Annotated in this window: 20 protein-coding genes, 1 tRNA gene and 1 pseudogene; 19 read left to right on the plus strand and 3 right to left on the minus strand. The window is 36.3% G+C overall.

Translation table 11 applies throughout. The features are described 5' to 3' along the window. Window positions 1-8 precede the first annotated feature (8 nt). The 17 genes from J2T59_RS09130 (at window position 9) to J2T59_RS09210 (ending at window position 9,891) form a co-directional block, all read left to right on the plus strand. Window positions 9-719: a 30S ribosomal protein S4e gene (locus tag J2T59_RS09130; protein ID WP_259135630.1), complete on the plus strand. Its 711-nt coding sequence runs from the start codon at window positions 9-11 to the stop codon at window positions 717-719. Next, window positions 712-1,221: a 50S ribosomal protein L5 gene (locus tag J2T59_RS09135; protein WP_374761088.1), complete on the plus strand. Its 510-nt coding sequence runs from the start codon at window positions 712-714 to the stop codon at window positions 1,219-1,221. The genes J2T59_RS09130 and J2T59_RS09135 overlap by 8 nt, the downstream gene beginning before the upstream one ends. Beyond that, window positions 1,218-1,379, plus strand: coding sequence for a 30S ribosomal protein S14 (locus tag J2T59_RS09140; RefSeq protein ID WP_374761089.1), 162 nt, complete (start codon window positions 1,218-1,220; stop codon window positions 1,377-1,379). Before J2T59_RS09135 ends, J2T59_RS09140 begins: the two co-directional genes overlap by 4 nt. 11 nt (window positions 1,380-1,390) lie before the next feature. After that, a complete protein-coding gene (locus J2T59_RS09145; protein WP_259135631.1) occupies window positions 1,391-1,783 on the plus strand; it encodes a 30S ribosomal protein S8 in 393 nt (130 codons plus the stop codon). 22 nt (window positions 1,784-1,805) lie between these two features. After that, window positions 1,806-2,339 (plus strand): 50S ribosomal protein L6, encoded by a 534-nt coding sequence (locus J2T59_RS09150; protein ID WP_259135632.1) that lies wholly within the window; start codon window positions 1,806-1,808, stop codon window positions 2,337-2,339. Between the two features lie 9 nt (window positions 2,340-2,348). Beyond that, window positions 2,349-2,774: a 50S ribosomal protein L32e gene (locus J2T59_RS09155; RefSeq protein ID WP_259135633.1), complete on the plus strand. Its 426-nt coding sequence runs from the start codon at window positions 2,349-2,351 to the stop codon at window positions 2,772-2,774. Next, window positions 2,771-3,229 carry a 50S ribosomal protein L19e gene (locus J2T59_RS09160; protein ID WP_259135634.1) on the plus strand — a complete coding sequence of 153 codons (459 nt, stop codon included), beginning with the start codon at window positions 2,771-2,773 and terminating at the stop codon, window positions 3,227-3,229. Before J2T59_RS09155 ends, J2T59_RS09160 begins: the two co-directional genes overlap by 4 nt. Before the next feature lie 40 nt (window positions 3,230-3,269). Then, window positions 3,270-3,779 carry a 50S ribosomal protein L18 gene (locus tag J2T59_RS09165; protein ID WP_259135635.1) on the plus strand — a complete coding sequence of 170 codons (510 nt, stop codon included), beginning with the start codon at window positions 3,270-3,272 and terminating at the stop codon, window positions 3,777-3,779. A gap of 11 nt (window positions 3,780-3,790) precedes the next feature. Then, window positions 3,791-4,429: a 30S ribosomal protein S5 gene (locus J2T59_RS09170; RefSeq protein WP_259135636.1), complete on the plus strand. Its 639-nt coding sequence runs from the start codon at window positions 3,791-3,793 to the stop codon at window positions 4,427-4,429. Window positions 4,430-4,431: 2 nt separating this feature from the next. Continuing rightward, on the plus strand, window positions 4,432-4,893 hold the full coding sequence (locus J2T59_RS09175) for a 50S ribosomal protein L30 (RefSeq protein WP_259135637.1): 462 nt from the start codon (window positions 4,432-4,434) through the stop codon (window positions 4,891-4,893). A gap of 11 nt (window positions 4,894-4,904) precedes the next feature. After that, a complete protein-coding gene (locus J2T59_RS09180) occupies window positions 4,905-5,339 on the plus strand; it encodes an uL15m family ribosomal protein (protein WP_259135638.1) in 435 nt (144 codons plus the stop codon). 84 nt (window positions 5,340-5,423) lie between these two features. After that, window positions 5,424-6,902: a preprotein translocase subunit SecY gene (gene secY / locus J2T59_RS09185; RefSeq protein ID WP_259135639.1), complete on the plus strand. Its 1,479-nt coding sequence runs from the start codon at window positions 5,424-5,426 to the stop codon at window positions 6,900-6,902. A 20-nt stretch (window positions 6,903-6,922) separates the two neighbouring features. Then, window positions 6,923-7,567 (plus strand): adenylate kinase, encoded by a 645-nt coding sequence (locus J2T59_RS09190; protein ID WP_259135640.1) that lies wholly within the window; start codon window positions 6,923-6,925, stop codon window positions 7,565-7,567. Between the two features lie 29 nt (window positions 7,568-7,596). Further along, window positions 7,597-8,220: a DUF106 domain-containing protein gene (locus J2T59_RS09195; RefSeq protein ID WP_259135641.1), complete on the plus strand. Its 624-nt coding sequence runs from the start codon at window positions 7,597-7,599 to the stop codon at window positions 8,218-8,220. Next, window positions 8,221-8,748, plus strand: a complete 528-nt coding sequence (cmk, locus tag J2T59_RS09200) for a (d)CMP kinase (RefSeq protein WP_259135642.1) — start codon at window positions 8,221-8,223, stop codon at window positions 8,746-8,748. It begins immediately after the preceding gene. A gap of 28 nt (window positions 8,749-8,776) precedes the next feature. Beyond that, entirely contained in the window at window positions 8,777-9,781 is a 1,005-nt protein-coding gene (locus tag J2T59_RS09205; protein WP_259135643.1) for an RNA-guided pseudouridylation complex pseudouridine synthase subunit Cbf5, read from the plus strand. A gap of 26 nt (window positions 9,782-9,807) precedes the next feature. Next, a tRNA-Ser gene (locus J2T59_RS09210) sits at window positions 9,808-9,891 on the plus strand. A 229-nt stretch (window positions 9,892-10,120) separates the two neighbouring features. Here the strand turns inward: J2T59_RS09210 and J2T59_RS09215 are convergent. Continuing rightward, window positions 10,121-11,281, minus strand: a complete 1,161-nt coding sequence (locus tag J2T59_RS09215; RefSeq protein ID WP_259135644.1) for an ABC transporter permease — start codon at window positions 11,279-11,281, stop codon at window positions 10,121-10,123. Window positions 11,282-11,337: 56 nt separating this feature from the next. Continuing rightward, window positions 11,338-12,018 (minus strand): ABC transporter ATP-binding protein, encoded by a 681-nt coding sequence (locus tag J2T59_RS09220; protein WP_310572673.1) that lies wholly within the window; start codon window positions 12,016-12,018, stop codon window positions 11,338-11,340. 109 nt (window positions 12,019-12,127) lie between these two features. Between J2T59_RS09220 and J2T59_RS09225 the strand changes: the two genes are divergently transcribed. Next, entirely contained in the window at window positions 12,128-13,231 is a 1,104-nt protein-coding gene (locus J2T59_RS09225) for a hypothetical protein (protein WP_259135645.1), read from the plus strand. A 21-nt stretch (window positions 13,232-13,252) separates the two neighbouring features. Then, complete coding sequence (locus tag J2T59_RS09230) at window positions 13,253-14,407, plus strand: ABC transporter permease (protein ID WP_259135646.1); 1,155 nt, start codon at window positions 13,253-13,255, stop codon at window positions 14,405-14,407. Window positions 14,408-14,589: 182 nt separating this feature from the next. On the opposite strand, the pseudogene J2T59_RS09235 reads toward J2T59_RS09230, so the two are convergent. Next, window positions 14,590-14,814: pseudogene (locus J2T59_RS09235) on the minus strand (IS5 family transposase); the annotation flags it as partial.

Here is a 14,814-nt window from a genome sequence, read left to right on the forward strand (position 1 = left end):
TGATTTTAGTGGGCAAACATCAAAAAAGAATATCAGTACCAAACAGCTGGCAAATACCTAAAAAAGCTAACAAATGGGCATTATCAACAAGACCAGGACCACATCATAAAGCACAAAGCGTTCCATTAGGTATTGTTTTACGAGATATGTTAGGCTTTGTTGGTAATATTTCAGAAGCCAAAAAGGTCTTGTCAGATGAAAAGGTATTAGTTGACGGTATAGCAAGAAAAGATACACGTTTCCCTGTAGGATTGTTTGATATTGTATCAATTCCCTTAAAGGATGTATCTTATATTGTATTACTTGATAAGAAAGGAAGATTGGTATTAAATAAACTAGATAAAGTAACCAATACCAAGCTTTGCAAAATTAATGGTAAAACTATTATAAAGAACGGAAAGGTTCAACTCAACCTGAGTGATGGTACAAATATCATTGCTACAAACGACTTCAAACCAAATGATTCAGTGATAATATCAATTCCAGATAAAGAGATTGTTAAACACCTAGAGTATAAGGAAGGTAATTTGGCAATGGTCGTTGGTGGTGCTCATTCAGGAGAAATTGGATCTATAAAAGACATCCATAAGGTAAGAAGCTCAAAGAATAATACGGTTTTAGTCTCAAGTGAATACGATTTTGAGACCATTGAGAACTATATAGTGGTTGTAGGAGAAACAGAACCAGAGATCGAATTAGGTGGTGAGACCCTTGAGTAACCCGATGTTAATTCCACAGATAGATAAAGTGGTAGTTCACATGGGTGTTGGTGAAAGTGGTCAGCATCTAGTTGATGGTGAAGGTATTCTTGAAGAAATTACTGGACAAAAAGTAGTTGAGACACAAGCAAAAAGAACTCTTCCAGCTTTTGGAATTAAGAAAAAAGAACCAACTGGTTGTAAAGTTACACTTAGAGGGGATAATGCAGAAAAGTTTTTGACCACATCTCTTGAGATAATCGAAAAAAAACTAGATTCTTCTCAATTCGATGAAAATGGCAATGTAGCTTTTGGAGTAGAGGAACATACTGATTATCCAGGTATGAGGTACGATCCGAATATTGGCATATTTGGGATGGATGTTATTGTTGTCCTAAAACGACCAGGTTATAGGATTGGTCGAAGAGCAATATGTAAACGCAAAGTGCCACGCTCACATAGGCTTACTAAAGAAGACTCGATATCTTTCTTTAAAGAGAATTATGGCGTGGAGGTAGAATGATGGCAATGGAACAAGCTAAAAAAGAAACAAAAAAATCCATACTCCAATGTAAAAGATGTGGTAGAAAACAAGGTCTTGTCAGAAAGTATGGAATTTGTATGTGTAGACATTGTTTCCGAGAGATGGCCCATGAGATGGGCTTTGAAAAATATACATGAGGTGAGTTATTATGGTATTATTAGATCCTCTTGCAAATGCATTATCAACTATAAAGAATGCAGAAGATATTGGTAAACAGTCCTGCACTATTCGGCCAGCTTCAAAACTTATTGGTAATGTCCTTAATGTAATGAAAGATAATGGATATATTGGTGAATTTGAATTTATTGAGGATGGTAAAGCAGGAATTTATGAAGTAAAGCTTATTGGAAGAATTAATAAATGTGGAGCCATTAAACCACGCTATTCAGTATCCTCTGAAGATTTTGAAAAATGGGAAAAACAGTACTTACCTGCAAGGAATTTTGGTACTTTAATTCTCACAACTTCAGATGGTTTACTTTCTCAGGTCCAAGCACGTGAGAATAATGTTGGTGGTTTACTGCTGGCATACGTATACTGATGATTGAGGAGAGATGACATTTATGAGTTTAGATATTAGTAAAACAGTCGATATCCCTGATGAAGTCACAGTTACATTCGTGGATAATGTCCTGAAAGTCACTGGTGAAAATGGCTCAATTGAACGACATTTCTGGTACCCTGGAATTAGTATTGAGTTATCAGATTCAGAGATATTAATCGATGCTGTATCCAAGAAAAAAACCCAGAAAGCAATGATTGGTACGATTGCTTCGCATATGCGTAACATGATAAAAGGTGTTACTGAAGGTTTTGAATATAAGATGAAAGTAGTTTACTCTCACTTCCCTATGCAGATAAAAGTTGAAAAAGATAAACTTGTCGTGAATAATTTCTTGGGTGAAAAGAAACCACGTAGTGCAACAATCGTTGGCAGTACGAAAGTTAAAACTACTGGAGATGAGCTAACTATCAACGGTCCTAATATTGAGGAAGTTGGTCAAACAGCAGCGAATATCGAGCAATTGACTAGAATAAAACGATTCGATCCTCGGGTATTCCAGGATGGAATATATCTTACAGAGAAGAGAGTGTAGGTGATTTAAATGGCAAATAACAAAGAACTGAATATGGATAATGAATCCAAACGCCTCTTTAAAGTTAGAAGAACTCAGAAAGGTAAAAAACCTCAATTTAAAAGATCTGCTTCTCACAAATTCAAACGTCTAGATTCAAATTGGAGACGACCTCGTGGACTACAGAGCAAACTTAGAAGACATGTAAAAGCAAAAGGTTCTCTTGCCCAACCAGGTTATGGCAGCCCATGTCAAGTAAAAGGCCTTCACCCATCTGGGTACCAAGATATTTTAGTTCATACTCCAAAAGAGGTAGAAGATATCGATCCTACAACTCAAGCTATCAGAATAGCTAAATCAGTTGGTGGAAGAAAAAGAGCAATCATAATAGAAAAAGCAGAAGAACTGGGTATCAAAGTGCTTAACCATAATGCTCGTGGAGGTGACGAAGAATGACTGATTTAACCAACCAAAAACGTATGGCAGCACAAATTCTTAATTGTGGCTACCACAGAGTTTGGATTGATCCAGAAGCTTCAGAAGAAATTGCAGTTGCTATCACACGTGAAGATATTAGGGGTTTAATTGATAACGGTAGTATCAAGGCTGAGAAGGTTAGAGGTGTCAGCAGAGGACGTGCACGAATAAGGGACGCTAAACGTAAGTATGGTCATCAGAAAGGCCATGGTTCAAGAAAAGGTAAAAAAGGAGCACGCAACTCTAGAAAAGAACAGTGGATGAAAAAGATACGTTCACTTAGAAGACGACTGAAAGAACTGCGTGATGAAGGAACTATTGATAGGCCCACTTATTGCAAGATGTATAGGAAAGCAAAAGGTGGAGAATACCGTAATGTAGCTCACCTTGAATCCCATCTCGAGTCACAGGATGCTATTAGAAGAGAAAATTAATACAGATAAATAATTATTAGAAGATTCGGAGGATTTAAAAATGGCAACAGGTCCAAGATACAAAGTTGCATTCAGAAGGCGACGAGAAGGACGAACTAACTATCATCAGCGGTTAAAATTAATACTATCCAAACAAAACAGAGTAGTTGCTCGAAAAAGTAGTAAACACATGCAAATACAGCTTGTAAAAGCACATTCCAATGGAGATACAACACTTTGCACAGCTACTTCTACACAACTTAAGAAATATGGTTATGAAGGATCTACTGGTAATACACCAGCAGCATACTTGACAGGATTACTGTTTGGATACAAGGCACAAGAAGAAGGATATACTGATGGAATCTTAGATATTGGTCTACAGGCCTCATCTAAGGGTTCAAGGGTATATGCATCACTTAAAGGAATAGTAGATTCAGGTTTTGATATACCTCATAGCTCTGAAATATTCCCATCAGATGAACGTATCAGAGGAGAACATATTCAAGGCTCTGATTTATCTGATCAAGTTGAAGCAGCTAAAGAAAAAATAGTTTCTGAGTTTAGCTAAGGTGATTTATTATGGCTTATGAATATACAGAAGAATGGATCCCAAAGACAATGCTTGGACAACTCGTTCAAGAGGGTCAGATCACTTCAATGGATGAAGCGATTGACAGTGGGCTTCCAATACGTGAACCTAAAATAATCGATACTCTGATGCCAGAGCTTGAAGACGAAGTACTTGACATTAACATGGTACAAAGGATGACTGACTCTGGTAGAAGAGTTAAGTTCAGAGCAACTGTCATAGTTGGTAATGGTGATGGTTTTGTAGGACTTGGACAGGCAAAAGATGCTCAAGTCGGACCAGCTATTAGAAAAGCTATTGATAATGCGAAACTGAATATAATTAGAATAAAAAGAGGCTGTGGCTCATGGGAATGTGGCTGTGGATTACCCCACACGGTTCCTTCAGAAGTTAGAGGGAAAGCAGGCAGTGTTATAGTAGAATTAAAACCAGCTCCACGTGGTTTGGGACTTGCAGCTGGTAGTACTGCTAAGAAAGTACTTGAAAAAGCAGGTATCAAAGATGTATGGACTAGGACTGAAGGTACTACCCGTACTACATTGAACTTTGCAAAAGCAACATACATGGCCCTAAAGAAAACAAATACTATCAGAACTCCTTTAGGTTATAATGAAGTGGAGGCGCAGTAAAGATGTATGCTGTTGTTAGAATGCGTGGTCAAGTAAACGTACGTGATTCAATCGAAGATACGCTTAAGATGCTTCGTCTACATCGTATTAACCATTGTGTGGTTCTTCAGGAAAATGCACATAACAAAGGTATGATTCAGAAAGTGAAAGACTATGTTGCGTACGGCAAAATTGACGGAACTACTTTAGCCCAAATGTTAAAGAACCGTGGTAAACTTGAAGGTGGTCATAAACTTACAGATGAATATATTGCTGAAAATACAGATTTTAAGTCTATTGAAGATTTTGCACAAGCAGTGTATGAAGGTAGAGCTACTTTTAAAGATGTACCCAAACTAAAACCAGTTATTAGACTTCATCCTCCTCGTAAAGGCCATGCTGGAATTAAAAGGTCTAAACAAATGGGTGGTGTCTTAGGAAATCATGATGAAGAGATTAGTCTCCTTCTTAATAAAATGAGGTAAGGTGGGTTTTCATGAGTAAGTGTAAAACAAAAAAGTATAGAGGCTCAAGGACATGTGGTGGAGGTACCAGCAAGAATAGGCGTGGTGCAGGTAATCGTGGTGGTAGAGGAAAATCTGGTGGCTGCAAACATCATAATGTAAGAGCTATGCAAAGAGGAAATATATTTGGCAAGTCTGGTTTCAAAAGACCACAGAGTCAATTGAACTATGTTTCAATAGTCAATGTTGGCGAGATAGATGAACTCTCAGATGAACTTCTGGAGGATGGCCTAGCAAAAATGGAAGATGGTGCATATCACATAAATCTTTCAGATATTGGTATTGAAAAAGTTCTTGGTGACGGCCAAGTCAATAAAAATCTTGTGATAACAGCTGAAAAGTTTTCTAGGATAGCACGAGAAAAAATAGAAGTTGCCGGTGGCAAATGTATTGAATTAGAACAGTAATGTTAATTTATCATTACTTTCTTATTCACACTGTCTCTGCCAGACATATTTAAATAACAATTTATGATTTTAGAGGAATAATTAATGAGTTTTAGGGAGACTTTGGGACCACTTTTTAATAAATTACCTTCTGTAACAGGTCCAGAAGGACATGTTCACTTCAAAACAAAGTTGTGGTGGACATTAGCGGTTTTGCTATTGTATTTTGCGCTTAGAAACGTTCCTTTGTTTGGTTTATCAGCAGATTCAATTGACCTTTTTGAATCATACCGTGCTTTCTTTGCGGGTGCTTCGGGTACATTGATGTTGCTTGGTATTGGGCCTATTGTTACTGCATCTATTGTATTGCAGCTGCTGGTCGGTGCGAATGTCATTGAACTTGATCTTTCAGACCCTGCAGATCAGGCACTTTTCCAAGGTGCGCAGAAGTTTTTAGTTTTAGTTATGATTGTTTTAGAAACATTACCTCAGATATGGGGTGGTTTCTTGCTACCCGACGCCGGTGTAGCAGCAGCTTTAGGTGTGAGTCTTGGTACTATAACACTCTTAATTTTCATTCAGGCATGTATTGGTGGAGTACTTATTCTCTTTATGGATGAGATTGTCTCTAAATGGGGCATTGGGTCTGGAGTTGGACTTTTTATTGTTGCAGAGGTTTCTCAGCAGATAATAACTGGTTTTATTAATTGGGCTCCGGATCAGATAGGTCTTCCAGTAGGTATTATTCCTAAATGGATTTATCTTATTCAAAATACGCACCTTTTAGAATTCTCAATGGATGGAATTATGTTCCTTTTGATCTCAGGAGGAATTTTAGCTCTTATTACTACAGTCATGATCTTCTTGCTCGTAGTATATGCAGAAAGCAGTCGTATAGAAATACCACTTTCTCATAGTGCTACACGTGGTGCCCGAGGTAGATTCCCTGTAAAACTTGTTTACGCATCAGTTCTTCCAATGATCTTTGTAAGAGCACTTCAAGCTAATTTCCAAATAATTGGTATGTTACTAGATAGTAGAGGAATAACTTTCTTAGGTGAATTTGAAGGTTCAACACCAATAAATGGCTTGATGTACTATATATCGCCTATTAATAGCCCATATGATTGGATACCATCTCTTGTAGCTGAATCATATGCAGCAATGGGCGTAGCTGCCCCTGCTACATGGCAAATAGGTTTACATGTTTTAATTGACGCTACATTCCTGATAGTCGGTGGTGCCATCTTTGCTATATTCTGGGTAGAAACTACTGGTATGGGTGCAAAACAGACTTCTCAAAAAATATTCAATTCAGGTATGCAGATACCAGGTTTCAGGAGGAATATTGGAAGTATTGAGAAAGTCATGGGTAGATACATTCCTAAAGTAACTGTTATCGGTGGCGCATTTGTAGGTCTTTTAACACTAATTGCAAGTCTATTAGGAACAATTGGAGAAGCTGGTGGAATGGGTCTATTACTTGCAGTAAGTATATTGTACCGATTGTACGAGGACATAGCTTCAGAACAGATGATGGAAATGCATCCAATGCTCAGACAGTTCTTTGGAGGCGAACGCTAACTAAAATGGAGATTTAAAGTATGAATCTTATACTGTTTGGACCGCCTGGTGCCGGTAAAGGCACCCAGGCAAAAAAACTTGCTGAAACATATTCAATACCCCATATTTCTACTGGAGATATTTTGAGAGATAATGTTCAAAAAGGAACAGAACTTGGTCTAGAAGCCAAAAAATATATGGATAGTGGTGAATTAGTACCAGATGATGTTTTGATTGGTCTAATTAAAGTTAGACTTTCAGAACCCGATGCAAATCATGGTTATCTTCTTGATGGTTATCCAAGAACAAAACCACAGGCAGATGCATTAACAGACATACTTGAAAAAATTTCAAAACCTATAGATTATGTGTTGAATATAGATGTACAGGATGAGGAACTTGTTAGAAGGTTATCCAATAGACGCATATGCAATAGCTGTGGTGCAAGTTACCACTTAGAGTTCAATCCTCCTAAAACAAATGCTAACTGTGATTCATGCGAAGGAAAGTTATATCAAAGAGATGATGATAAAGAAGAAGTCATCTTACAACGATTGTCTGTCTATAAGAAACAAACGCAACCATTGATCAAATATTATGACGATCAAAACATACTTGTTACAATAGATGGAAAAGGTCAGGTTGAAGATATCTTCAACAAAATAACAAATATTTTGAATGATTAATGAATAAAAGTGTAAAGTGAGGATTGTCTTTGAAAAACTTTGATTATAAGAGCTTTTTAGATAGATTGGTAATAGCCCTTGGTGTAGGACTTTTGTTTGGACTGTTACTCTTTGGTGAAGATTTCAGGGAATCCTTTGGCGGCATTTTTGAGATCTTTATGGATCCAATACTCGGTGCGATTGGTGGTGAACAAAATTTCCATATAGCCTTATTAATACTTGCTGCAATCACTGCACTTTATGCTTCACTTATTCAGAAATATACTATTGATTGGTCGAAGATGAGGCTAACTCAAGAGAAAATGAAAGCTTTCCAAAAAGAATTCAGGGAAGCTCAATTGTCTCAAAACAGCCAACAATTGAAAAAAATGGAACAACAACGTTCAGAAATGATGTCTGAACAATTACAGATGTCAAAACAACAGATAAAACCTATGTTATACATTAGTGTAATATCTCTTCCTCTATTTTTATGGGCATATTTCTATATCATAACACACCCAGATATATCAATGGTTTTTCCTTTTATAGGTGAAAGGAACCTAGCTGATGGTATAATTGGTCCAATTCAATACTGGATATTCTGGTACTTTATTACGTCCCTTGGTGTAAGTCAACTTATAAGGAAATCACTTGATATTGGTGGTTTATGAATGTTGATAACTGTTAGTGGCTTACCAGGTAGTGGAACTTCTAGCATTTCTAGCATTTTATCTAAGCATTATGGTATGCAACTCATATCCGCAGGGTCAGTGTTCAGGTCACTTGCAAAAGAACATAATATGACACTAGAAGAATTTGGGCATAATGCAGAAAAAGATTCATCAATTGATTTGATGATAGATGAACGGCAAAGAGAAATAGCAGAAAAAGAAGAAAACGTGATCCTTGAAGGACGATTGGCTGGGCATATGGCTAAAAGTGGATTTAGTATCTGGTTAAAAGCTCCATTTGATATCAGAGTAGAGCGGATTGCAGGTAGAGAACATTCTACTTACGATACTGTTTATGCAGAAACAAAAAAAAGGGAACTATCTGAATCCTTGAGGTACAAAGAGATATATGGTATTGACCTTGAAGATCACTCTATCTATGATATAGTACTTGATTCAAAGAACTGGAACCCAGATAATTTAAGTAAAATACTCATTGTAGCAATTGATAATTATAATTGTGAATAAAGTAAGCCAATCATGAAAAAGGATTTATATGGACAAAAAAAACAAATCTGGTTCTTTAGTACCCGAATCAACACAGTTAGTTAAGAGTAATACTGTCACAAACGATTCTTATGGAACTTATCCACATAACCGTCCTATAAATGATCATGTCAATCTTGGTGTGATTAACTTACTAAAACCTAAGGGTCCAACAAGTCATGAAGTGACAGCTTGGATTAAACAAATCTTGGACATAAAAAAAGCTGGTCATTCAGGTTCTCTTGATCCATCAGTTGATGGTCTTCTTCCAATAATGCTCGGTAAAGCTACAAAAGCTATACGCGCTTTAAGGCTTTCTGGAAAGGGATATATTTGTCTTATGCGTTTGCATGGTCCAGTCAAAAAAATGAAGATTTTGAGTGTAATCAACGAATTTCAAGGCCAGATTTTTCAAATACCACCAAAAGTGTCAGCGGTTAAAAGGTCAGTTAGAATACGGACAATATATTGTATTGAAGTACTTGAAATTAAAGAAAACTATGTTTTAATGAATATTTTTTGTGAGGCAGGGACTTATATTAGAAAACTATGCTATGATATGGGTGAAGCGCTTGGATGCGGTGCCAATATGCAAGAACTAAGACGAATCAGAACCGGCCCTTTTGATGAAATGAATGCAGTAACATTACAGGATGTTGTTGATGCCTTCATATTATGGCAAAAAAAAGGAATTGAAGATGAATTAAGATCGGTAGTGTTGCCAATGGAAGAAGGTTTGAGTCATCTTCCCTCAATAATTATTAGGGATACTGCAGTGGACGCAATATGTCGGGGTGCTTCTCTGGCTGTTCCTGGAGTATCAAAGCTTGATCCAAACATAAAAAAAGGGGATACTATCTGTATATTTACCATAAAAGGTGAAGCAGTAGCTTTATCCACTGCAAAAATGGAATCAAATGAGATAATTGATTTTGAAACAGGGATAGTAGCAATAACCGAAAGAGTAATAATGGATGCAGGCACTTATCCATCATCTTGGAACAAGAAGTTGTAAAGAATCAATAACAACATATACAAAATGCCGAGGTAGTCTAGCGGTAAGGCGCAAGCCTGGAAAGCTTGTGGGGCTTAAGCCCCTCGGGAGTTCGAATCCCCCCCTCGGCGTCTCAAAATAATACCATCATGGAAACATGTTTAAGACTCCTTTCTTATATTGGCTGACTTTATATTAGCTAAATAGTGTTTCCATTATTTGTTCTAAAATCTCTCCAATGTACTATAAAAAGGAAAACAAGTTCAATGTAACTTAACTTATTTATTTTTGTGGAGAGAATAGTGATTTATCAAAAAAATAACCACTATCTTGCATTTTAACAAACTGATCTATAAAATATCATGTGTCATCTTCAATAGCTTCTACAGGGTCTAATTTAGATGCTTGTCTTGCAGGAACTATGGAGGCTATAACATTTACTACCATTGCAAACCCACCTGCATATAGGAAATGTATAAGCTGTGGGTCAAGCGGTACTGTAGCTACATCAGCATAAACTTCATCTATAGGTATTTCAATTTCTATTAAGCCCAGTAAATGTATTCCAACTAAAGCTATTATGCAGCCAAGTATCAGTCCAACTATGCCAAGAAATGTAGCTTCAATGAAAAAGATTTTTACAATACTTTTTCTTGTCGCACCCATAGCCATCAACATACCAATCTCTTTTTTTTTCTCCATTACCATTGTCAGAAGCACGTTAGCAATACCAAATCCGGCTACTACATATATCAATATGTAAAATATCCATGCAACTATGTTTTGTATTGCAAGTAAATCGAAAAGATCACTGTGATCTTCAATCCAACTAGTGGCCTCTAATTCAGTTTCTCTCTCAATTTCGGCTGCAATTTCATCAGCTGCATAGATATCGTCCAATACTACGCTTATAGTTGATACTTTTCCTTTATGCCCAAAATAGTCTTGGATAAAATCAAGATGTACATAAGCTAAATTACTTCCAGATAAAACCAACCCGACAACTTCAAGATCAATTGACCTATCTTCACCTATAGCCATTGTAATACGGTCACCCATTTCGACATTTAGCTCATTGGCAAGTCCTGTACTAATGACTATACTGTTTCTCCTATGGTCTAGTGTGTAAAAATCTCCAGCTATCAGGTCATCGTCAATACCCATCGTCCTGATCTCTTGTTCAGGTACTATTCCTGTAATTGTTGTGCTAACACCTTTATTCCTTTTCTCTAAGGTAGCAGCTTCTCTTAAAATCAAGGAAGTAGATGATACACCATCAATTCCATTTATTGTATCCAAATGATGTTGATACAAATGTATGAAATCGTTGTTTTCACTGGGACTCACTCTAATATGGGGTGAATTATCAGTAATAGAATCAGTTAGTTCAGCTGCAAATCCAGAAATCAATCCCATGAATATAATGATTATACCAATTGCTAATGCTACTGCAATCACAGAAAACATTGTATTTTTTTTGTTACTGATAACGTTCCTTATTGCTATTTTATGTTCGTACATCCCATCAACCATCAGTTTAAAATAATTAAATTACTTGGCTATTTTTGGATTGAATCTCAGCTAACTATCTTTCCATCGATAATCCTAACAATCCTATCAGTCCTCTCAGCAAGAGCATCGTCATGTGTCACTATAATGAAAGTTTGTTTATACTTCTCATTCAACCTACGTAATATATCATATACCATTCTACTAGATTTTGAATCCAAATTACCTGTCAATTCGTCACCTATTAAAATATCTGGATTATTAGCTAATGCTCTAGCAACAGCTACACGTTGACATTGTCCACCTGAAAGTTCATTAGGTCGATGTTCCATTCGATCATGCAAACCAACATCAGACAATAATTGTGTTGCTCTCTCTTTAGCTTCTTTTTTTTCAACACCTGCAATGAACATGGGCATCATGACATTCTCTAATGCTGTAAAGTCTGGTAATAAATGGTGATATTGGAAAACAAAACCAAGCTTTTTGTTTCGTACGGTAGCCCTTTGATCATCCGACATATCACTAACATTTTCACCATCAATTAGAATAGTACCCGAAGTAGGTGTATCGAGTATCCCTATTATGTGTAAAAGTGTACTCTTCCCCGATCCAGAAGGTCCAACGATTGCCATGAACTCTCCTTTGGTGATATTAAGATCAATTGAATTAAGTGCATAGACCTCTACACCATTACCATAAACCTTGCTCAGGTTTTTGATCTCAACTATTTTATTCTCAGAAGGCATAATCAGATTAATATTTTTCAATGAATAAATACGTTTGCAAAAAAGTATATATACTTGACGAAATATTTACAAGTATCAATTATAGTAGTCATATTGAATGGAGATGCTCATGAGATTTAAAATATTAACTTTCTTGTTCGTATTAGTAATGTTTGCATGCCCTGTATCAGGCAGTGACGGATCTGGTATGGAGGTTCGAGTAGATGATCTGTATTCTAATATAGAATCAGGAACTATTTGGATAGCTTTATCAGAGTATGGGGAAGGACTCGAACTCAAGTTAGAGTTGAAGAAGGGTGATGAGTTATTACAAACTAAGACATTTGATCTAGATGATTATGATGTAGATGCTCGTTTAGGTCTATCTTTTGATTGGAGCCCAGGATTGACCAGTGATGGTGGTTATGCAGTCTATGCATCTATCTGGGATAATGATGATAAAGTAGCTTCTCAGAGGTATGGGTTCGTGCATGGTCGACCAACACTTAATCTAATATCTATAAACAGTATAAATGCAAATTCTAAAGACGTTTCTTTGATACTAGGTGTGAGCCCGAACGCACCATCTATTGCGGATATCACTTACATGTTGATAGATGATAATAAGATAATATCCACAAAAAAGGATGAAGGTGTAGCACTAAGTTCAAGTCCTATGACCATTAATAAACAATGGGATAAAATATTAGATAATAAAAAAGAATATCAAGCAAAAGTGAAAATAGATACCTATTCTCCTGTACACCGTGTAACTGCCGACCAAACAACATTTGTTGCAAAGGAAGATGTGATGATCTCGGATATTTTTAAGGATCGTAGAGGTTCTAGTATTACATTAGAAGGAAAATCTCAGGTTCCATTTAATGGGATTGTTAGATTCACTGTAACTGAGTTTGCCTCAAATTCTAATGATGAACCAATTCAAGTAGTCGAAAAAAGGTCTCCAATACTTCTAAATGAAGATGATGAGACTATTGAAGCTATATGGGATGAGAGTTTACAGCCCGGTCAATACAAGCTAAGTGTTGAGGCTGTTAGTGGCACAGGTGAAATAATCGATTCAAAAGAAACCATTATTGAAGTAGAAGAAAGAGCACTGCCACAACCTGAACCTGACAATGAAACCGATGATGATGGTAGTCTTACAGGAATATCTATGGTCATAGCACTATTGGTACTTACTTCAATAGCGATTTACATGAAGAAGAGATAATGAACTTGTGTGGTTAGAACAATGTTTAAGGAACTCTACATTGCACTTAGATATATCCGAACTAAGAGAAGGCAAACCATTCTTTCATCGGGTGCTGTTGCAATAGCTGTAGCTATCATGGTAGTAACATTAGGACTTGTTGCAGGGTTTAGTGCAGAGATCCTAGATACCACACTTGGTAACATTGAGCATGTAAAAATATCTCCAGATGAGAATGAAGATTATATTTACTTGTATAATCATTTGGTTACTGAAGTAGAGAATGTAGACCATGTAGTTGCAGTATCTCCATTAATGCGTGGAAGTGTTACACTTTCGCACAATGATAATCGGCGTAACTTAATTCTATCTGGGGTTATAGTTGATAGAGAAGATGCCGTTTATTCAATTCGAGATGATCTTGTAGAAGGAAGTTTTGATGAAGTGATGTACCGACCAAATTCTATAGTTATCAGTACTTCAGTAGCTGATGACCTTGAAGTTATGGTTGGTGATTCTGTAACTGGCTTTTTCCCGGGTGCCAGACAAACGTCTTTTCGAGTAGTAGGAATATATGATCCGTCTGGATTTGGAACATCTGTTGCTTATACTTCTATTGAGACTGCTCAGAAATTCTATCAAGAATCAAATGTAGTAACAAGTGTATCAGTTAAGATTGATGATGTATATAATGATAAGATAGTTGCAGAAGATATCAGAAGAATGGGTTATAATGCGGAAGGTTGGACTGAGCGTCATCCTGAGATACTACAGACATTAATGATATCTACTCTTATAAACGCTCTTGAAACTGGACTTGTAGCAATAATAGCATCATTTGGTGTTGTTAGTGCACTGAATATGATGGTTATGAGCAAGGTAAAAGAGATTGGTATTCTAATGGCAATGGGTATGAAGAAAAAGAACATAAGAAGGATATTTCTTATACAAAGCACTCTGCTTGGGTTCATTGGTGCGATAGTAGGAACTATAATTGGTTATACTGCAGCTTATTTATTAGATGCATTTGGTTTAACCTATTCATTTGGTGATTTAGGTGAAATTCCTATAATAATCAGAACTTTTGATGTAATAGTTATAATTGTAGCTATTACTTTCCTAAACTTGCTTGCAGGCATCTATCCAGCACATAAAGCATCTAACTTAGATCCAGTGAAAGCGATATTTGGGAAATGACTAACAAGGATGAAAGTTGGAGATAGCCTAAATCCAATATCTCCAATTATCCATTCTAAAACAAATGCTATTTCAAATTAATTAACATCATGATTATATCTTGAGCCAGGTATAAAGATGAGTGGCATAACAATGGTTGCAACAAGATATCAAATATTTTTCAAACAAAAATCTCTATAGGTTCAATAATAGACTTTAAAATTAACATGAAATATCGGCTCTGTAGAAATCTTTATGTAAATAATAATTGTAAATGAGTTATATCTTTCGATGTTATGTATTAATATCTTACATTTTACTCCTTTACCTGGATTCTGTACTTTCTGGACTTAATTTCTTCACCATATTTTCTTTTCAGAACTGAGAACATTGTCTCTACCAGGTTTCTAGAATGGTAGAGTTTTTCA

The sequence above is a fragment of the Methanosalsum natronophilum genome (assembly GCF_024808815.1).
GTDB classification, from domain to species: domain Archaea; phylum Halobacteriota; class Methanosarcinia; order Methanosarcinales; family Methanosarcinaceae; genus Methanosalsum; species Methanosalsum natronophilum.

What these genes read in the sequence shown, in the direction of transcription:
- J2T59_RS09140 (WP_374761089.1), top strand. Translation starts at nt 1,218, where the DNA reads ATGATGGCAATGGAACAAGCTAAAAAAGAAACAAAAAAATCCATACTC.
- J2T59_RS09145 (WP_259135631.1), top strand. Translation starts at nt 1,391, where the DNA reads ATGGTATTATTAGATCCTCTTGCAAATGCATTATCAACTATAAAGAAT.
- J2T59_RS09150 (WP_259135632.1), top strand. Translation starts at nt 1,806, where the DNA reads ATGAGTTTAGATATTAGTAAAACAGTCGATATCCCTGATGAAGTCACA.
- J2T59_RS09155 (WP_259135633.1), top strand. Translation starts at nt 2,349, where the DNA reads ATGGCAAATAACAAAGAACTGAATATGGATAATGAATCCAAACGCCTC.
- J2T59_RS09160 (WP_259135634.1), top strand. Translation starts at nt 2,771, where the DNA reads ATGACTGATTTAACCAACCAAAAACGTATGGCAGCACAAATTCTTAAT.
- J2T59_RS09165 (WP_259135635.1), top strand. Translation starts at nt 3,270, where the DNA reads ATGGCAACAGGTCCAAGATACAAAGTTGCATTCAGAAGGCGACGAGAA.
- J2T59_RS09170 (WP_259135636.1), top strand. Translation starts at nt 3,791, where the DNA reads ATGGCTTATGAATATACAGAAGAATGGATCCCAAAGACAATGCTTGGA.
- J2T59_RS09175 (WP_259135637.1), top strand. Translation starts at nt 4,432, where the DNA reads ATGTATGCTGTTGTTAGAATGCGTGGTCAAGTAAACGTACGTGATTCA.
- J2T59_RS09180 (WP_259135638.1), top strand. Translation starts at nt 4,905, where the DNA reads ATGAGTAAGTGTAAAACAAAAAAGTATAGAGGCTCAAGGACATGTGGT.
- secY (WP_259135639.1), top strand. Translation starts at nt 5,424, where the DNA reads ATGAGTTTTAGGGAGACTTTGGGACCACTTTTTAATAAATTACCTTCT.
- J2T59_RS09190 (WP_259135640.1), top strand. Translation starts at nt 6,923, where the DNA reads ATGAATCTTATACTGTTTGGACCGCCTGGTGCCGGTAAAGGCACCCAG.
- cmk (WP_259135642.1), top strand. Translation starts at nt 8,221, where the DNA reads ATGTTGATAACTGTTAGTGGCTTACCAGGTAGTGGAACTTCTAGCATT.
- J2T59_RS09205 (WP_259135643.1), top strand. Translation starts at nt 8,777, where the DNA reads ATGGACAAAAAAAACAAATCTGGTTCTTTAGTACCCGAATCAACACAG.
- J2T59_RS09215 (WP_259135644.1), bottom strand. Translation starts at nt 11,281, where the DNA reads ATGTACGAACATAAAATAGCAATAAGGAACGTTATCAGTAACAAAAAA.
- J2T59_RS09220 (WP_310572673.1), bottom strand. Translation starts at nt 12,018, where the DNA reads ATGCCTTCTGAGAATAAAATAGTTGAGATCAAAAACCTGAGCAAGGTT.
- J2T59_RS09225 (WP_259135645.1), top strand. Translation starts at nt 12,128, where the DNA reads ATGAGATTTAAAATATTAACTTTCTTGTTCGTATTAGTAATGTTTGCA.
- J2T59_RS09230 (WP_259135646.1), top strand. Translation starts at nt 13,253, where the DNA reads ATGTTTAAGGAACTCTACATTGCACTTAGATATATCCGAACTAAGAGA.